This is a genomic window from Dyadobacter sp., from assembly GCF_051859145.1.
In the GTDB taxonomy this organism is placed as follows: domain Bacteria; phylum Bacteroidota; class Bacteroidia; order Cytophagales; family Spirosomataceae; genus Dyadobacter.
On the sequence record NZ_JBHYGF010000206.1, the window covers coordinates 1 to 5,444 of the forward strand.

General features: G+C 49.7%; 5 protein-coding genes. 4 read left to right on the forward strand and 1 reads right to left on the reverse strand.

Annotated features, from left to right (window positions below; translation table 11 throughout):
- The 4 genes from ACTIE6_RS13055 to ACTIE6_RS13070 form a co-directional block, all read left to right on the forward strand.
- A partial coding sequence (locus ACTIE6_RS13055; RefSeq protein WP_439557059.1) for a RagB/SusD family nutrient uptake outer membrane protein occupies positions 1 to 334 on the forward strand: 334 nt, incomplete at its 5' end.
- Between the two features lie 102 nt (positions 335 to 436).
- Positions 437 to 1,123, forward strand: coding sequence for a DUF3823 domain-containing protein (locus tag ACTIE6_RS13060; protein ID WP_439557060.1), 687 nt, complete (start codon positions 437 to 439; stop codon positions 1,121 to 1,123).
- Between the two features lie 360 nt (positions 1,124 to 1,483).
- The gene (locus tag ACTIE6_RS13065; RefSeq protein ID WP_439557061.1) at positions 1,484 to 2,605 is read left to right on the forward strand and encodes a glycoside hydrolase family 71/99-like protein; all 1,122 of its coding nucleotides are present in this window, start codon (positions 1,484 to 1,486) and stop codon (positions 2,603 to 2,605) included.
- A 68-nt stretch (positions 2,606 to 2,673) separates the two neighbouring features.
- Positions 2,674 to 4,239 carry a glycoside hydrolase family 43 protein gene (locus ACTIE6_RS13070; RefSeq protein WP_439557062.1) on the forward strand — a complete coding sequence of 522 codons (1,566 nt, stop codon included), beginning with the start codon at positions 2,674 to 2,676 and terminating at the stop codon, positions 4,237 to 4,239.
- Here the strand turns inward: ACTIE6_RS13070 and ACTIE6_RS13075 are convergent.
- Positions 4,236 to 5,444, reverse strand: a 1,209-nt coding sequence (locus ACTIE6_RS13075; protein ID WP_439557063.1) for an AfsR/SARP family transcriptional regulator, incomplete at its 5' end; no start/stop codon positions are given. The genes ACTIE6_RS13070 and ACTIE6_RS13075 overlap by 4 nt on opposite strands.

Consider the following 5,444-nt stretch of genomic DNA (forward strand, 5'->3'; position numbering starts at 1 on the left):
AAAAGCGCTCAACGATATCCGCCACCGCGCAGGCCACAAAACCGACATTCCGCTAACAATCGACAATGTAATCCGGGAAAGGAGGGTAGAGCTGGCTTTTGAAAACAAACGTTTCTGGGATCTGATCAGAAGGCGCGAGTACCACACCGCATTCAACAATACGATGCGCCACTCGATCCTGCCCGTCCTCGACCTGCGCGTCACACCCGCCAAATACATCTTCATCCGCACCAACGTAGCCCGAAGCAATCCATCCACCTTCGACTACAAGCAGTACTACCGGTACATTCCGGGTATTGGCGCAAATGGTTTGGTGCAGAATCCGCAGTATTGAAAATAAAGGGAGGAAGGAGGATGGAGGAAAGGGAGGAAGCAAAATGCCCGTCCTCCCTTTCTTCCCCTTCCTCCTTCCTCCCTTAAACCAAAAATATCGATCATGAAAAAACTATCAAATACCATCTTCTTACTTCTTGCACTGGCACTCACCAGTTGCAGCATCGACAACTATCCTGCGCCGGATGCGCAGTTGTTTGGGACTATCCTGGATATTGACACCAATGAGCCGGTGGAGCAGGATATTATTCGCGGGAGCGCGATTGAGTACATTGAGCACGGTTACGCTTCGCAGACGAAGCAGCTGATGATCTTCAAAAACGACGGCTCTTACCGTAACAACCTGGTTTTTGCAAATACCTACACCATTGCGCCCGTACGCGGAAATTTCGTGCCGCTTACCCCGCAGGAAGTAAACGTAAATGGCGCAACACAGCTCGATTTCAAAGTGCAGCCTTACATTCGGGTAAAGGACGCAAAGATTGAAAAAGTGGGTTCAAAAGTAGTAGCCACCTTCAAATTGCAGCAAACCGTAATCAACAACGTCCGCAAAATAGGCTTGTACGCCCACCCCGAACCTTCCGTGGGAGAACCCATGCGCACCGCGCTCGTGGAGCAGGAAATCAATGGGGTAGTAGATGCCAATAAGGTATACACCCTGGAACTGGACGTAGCCTCCAACAGCAATGTTTTAAAGACAGGTAACCAGTACTTTTTCCGCATCGGAGCAATTATAGATGCGCCGGAGTCAAAGTTTAATTATGCGAAGGCAGTGCGAGTGGGGTTGTGAGGTAGCCTTTGTCACCCTGAGCGGCTCCCACTTTTGTCACCCTGAGCGCAGTCGAAGGGAAGTAGCGCGGTCGCCTGCCCTTCGACTGCGCTCAGGGTGACAATTCTTGAAAGTTCAAGAAAATCAAACATAAAAATTAAATTAACTAAACCATCAAAATGAGAGTATTGACTTTCCTAATCCTTTTACCTTTTCTTTCTTTAAGCTGCAAAGGAGCAGATAACAACGGCCAACCCACTAATCCCAAGCCTGTTGAAGAAATCAAATACGACACCACCGGTATCCTGTTCAAAAGCTACAAAGGCCTCGTAATGGCGGGGTATCAGGGGTGTTTATGGGGGGGGTTTTAGGGGTTTGGGGTTGGGGGGGGGGGGGGGGTGGCACCATTATCAGAAGAATGGGAAGTTTGAGCCGGGCTATTCCTCGATCGACTTCTGGCCGGATGTGACTGACTATTCCAAAACCTACAACACTGCATTTAAGTACGCGAATGGGGAAGCTGCGAAGGTGTATAGCCCCTACGATGAAGAAAGCGTGGATCTCCATTTTAAATGGATGAAGGAGCACGATATCGACGGCGTTTATATGCAAAGATTCGTGAGCGAAGTGAAAGGCGAGAGTGGCAAAAGGCATTTTAACAAAGTCCTGGAAAATGCATTGAAAGCCTCCAAAAAGTACGGGCGCGCGATCAGCATTATGTATGATCTCAGTGGTTCGGTTTCGGCGGATATGGATTTTATTGTCAAAGACTGGGAGGAGCTGCAAAAGCTTTTTAACCTTTTTGACAACAAACAAAATCCTACTTACCTCCGTCACAACGGTCGCCCGCTCGTGGCAATCTGGGGAGTAGGGTTTAATGACGGACGGAAATACACGATCGCCGACATTCAGAAGCTGGTAGATAAGATCAAAGGTCCGACCAAGAAAGCGTCGATCCTGCTGGGGGTACCTTACTACTGGCGCACGCTCGGGAATGATACTGAAAACTCGCCGCTACTGCATACCGTCATCAAAAGTGCCGACGTGATTATGCCGTGGGCTGTGGGCAGGTACAATGGATCTTCCTACTCTTCGGTAGCGGGTACGCAGTTGCCGGCAGATATTACCTGGTGCAAAACCAACAACATCGATTACGCGCCGCTCGTATTTCCGGGATTCAGCTGGGGTAATCTGAAAAACGATAAATCACTTTACAACCAGATTCCGCGCGCCAAAGGCGAGTTTTTGTGGCAGCAGATAGCAGGCGCAAAAATGTCAGGTGCGGAGGCTTTGTATGTCGCAATGTTTGATGAGGTCGATGAGGGTACCGCCATTTTTAAAACCAAAAAAGAAGGCGAAACGCCGTTAAATGCGGATGGAAAATTTGTCGGCATTGAAGCTGATTTAGCAACCGATTACTACCTCTGGCTTACCGGTCAGGGTGCCAAATGGTTTCACGGTGCCAGCGGATACAATGCTCAAAAGCCCGAACGCAAACCCTAGTATGTGTATTTTCACTTCTGAATTCTGGATAAAATTCTTTTTCTTAGGTCAACCATTCTAATAAAAAGATGAGATTTCAGCTGCTTGCATTTGCATTGATCCTGTTTTTAAACCATTCTATAACAGCCCAGAAAGCGCCGCCCAGCCGGGTGATTACCTACCGCAATCCCGTCATTGCAGGCGATTTTGCCGATCCTTCGGTGATCAGGGTGGGGGATACTTATTATGCAGCCGGTACCTCATCCGAATGGGGGCCGGCTTATCCCGTTTACAGTTCCAAAAACCTGGTCGACTGGGAATATGTGGGGCCCGTTTTTGACGAACTTCCTGCATGGACAATGGGCAGCTACTGGGCGCCTGAGCTCTTTTTCCGGAACGGGACTTTCTACTGTTACTACACAGCCCGGCGAAAGTCAGATCAGAAATCCTTCATCGGCGTGGCGACTACCAAAGATCTGAAAAAGGGTTTCAAGGACCACGGACAGCTGCTCGAATGGACGAATGAGGCGATCGACGCATTTATCGTGGAAGACAAAGGCCAGCTTTACCTGACCTGGAAAGCTTACGGGCTCGACAAAGACAGGGGCATTGAAATCCTCGGTGCAGAACTTTCGGCAGACGGATTGAAGGTGACCGGCAAGGAATTCAGCCTGATCAAAGCCGACCCGGCAGGCTGGGAAAGTGGCGGCGCAGAGGGACAGGCGATTTTTAAAAGAGGCAATTACTGGTATATGCTCTATTCGGGCAATGCGTGCTGCGGTGAGAAATGCGATTATCAGGTTGGGTTTGCAAGAGCTGAAAACCTGAAAGGCCCCTGGGTTAAATACCCGGGAAATCCTGCTCTTTTTGGTGATGAAATGTGGAAATGCCCAGGTCACGGAACCGTGGTAGTTACTCCTGACAACCGCTATTTTTACCTGCACCACGCCTACAATGGTATCGATTTCACATTCGCCGGCCGGCAGGGTGTACTGAGTGAGCTGGTTTTTGACGAGGCTTCCAAATGGCCGGCTTTCCGATATGGAAAAACAACGCCCGCCCAGGCAGAAGCGCCTTCGTCGGCCACTGTGATCCTCAATCCCAGCTTTTCGCTGGACTATGAGCGAGATACGTTGCAGGCGCTGTGGGTATATGATGTGCATTTTCCCAAACCGGCCTACGCCGTGGAGCGGGGCGCATTGCGCATTGATAATACCAACAAAGCAGCAACAGGTAATTTCCTCGGAATGGTCGTGAAAAAAGGCAGCTATACCTTCTCGGCCGAAATCGGGCTTAATGAACTGATGCAGCACATTGTGCTGTACGGAGATTCGCAGAATGCGATCGGGCTGGGTGCGCGGGACGAGATGCTGGAAGTGTGGCAGATCCGCGACGGAAAGCGCCAGGTGATCAGGTCGCAGGCTATACCAGAGCGGTTCAAGTACATCGACCTGAAACTCAACAGCCGCTTTGGCAGGTTTTATGAATTCAGCTGGGAGATCAAAGGACAGAAAATCGACTCGCTGACCAGTACCGTTACCATGGAAGCGCCCTGGCTGCCGCGCTGGGACCGCGCGCCGCGTGTGGGGGTAAGTGTGTCGGGTACAAGCCCGGGAAAAAGCGAGATCAAAGCGATCCGGATGAAATATGATTAAGAATGCAATACTTCGGGCATATCCTTGCTGAATTCCTCGCCGTAGATCCTGCTGTATTCTCGGGCGAAGTTTTCGAGGGTGGTCTTGGCCAGTGAGTGTTTGCCCAAATGCGCCAGCGCCTTGCATTTCAGGATCATAGCTTCTTCATTCACAGGGTCGAAATAGAAAATGTAGTTGGCGATCCTTATCAGGAATTCAGGATCGTCGCCTATGTTGACAGAGCCGGCATACCGCAGGTATGCATCCACAATCTCGTTTGATACCTCCGATTTGAAACTGTCCAGCCACTCATATTCCAGGTTGGAGAGGAAACTTCCGCGTTTTGTAATGTTCGCCAGGCGGGTAATTTCGTGTTTGTTCAAAATGCGCTTCCCTGAGACCAGGGCAAGGTATTCGGCGTAATCAACACGTGTAATGTCGTAATCTACATTCAGCCGCCAATAGCCTGTTTCTTTCGAGATCACTACGCTTTTCAACTTTTCCAGCACTGCTTTCAGCTTGGCGATATTCACGGACCGATTGTTCCGCGCACTGTCTGCTGATTTATCAAACCATAATAATTCCTTCAATTTTTCAGAACTGATCCCCTCACGGCGTGTGGAATAAAGCAGGAGAACGAGAAAAAGCTCTTTCAGCAAGGGCGTAAAAAGCTTGGTGATTTCCCGTCCGTCTTCATCGAAAAGTTGCAGGTTACCAAACAGGAAGATGCTGTTTTGGAGCGGAATAGGGCTGAATTCCTGTACAGGCGCAACTTCCATTTCACCAACAGGATGAATAATAGCAGCTTGATCTGCATTCGCCAGGGCCACAGGCTGGACACGCTTTTTGTTTTTGAAATAAATGAATGCGAGAACCGAAACAATGGCGCCGGCGATCAAGGCGAGCAGTCCAGCAGATAAAACGCCCGGCGACTTTGCGCCAGCTTCCTGGATAACAGGGCTGCTACCTGGTAATGGCGGCGAGTAAAGCGAGTAAATGGACGCGACGGTCTGATTCCGGTCGTTTTTGTGGAGCGTAACTGCTACAAAACGGCAGGTATGTTTATCATAAAAAAGGTCTGCGTAAGAACCTGTGTCCAGAAACTGAAACGGGATTTTGGAGCCGACAGCTTCGTAATCCGGTGTTTTGAGTGAGCCACGGATGAGCTGCATTTCGGTCTGAAACTTGTCTTTCGGGAAGATCAGTGCATAGTAAGTGTCCTCTTT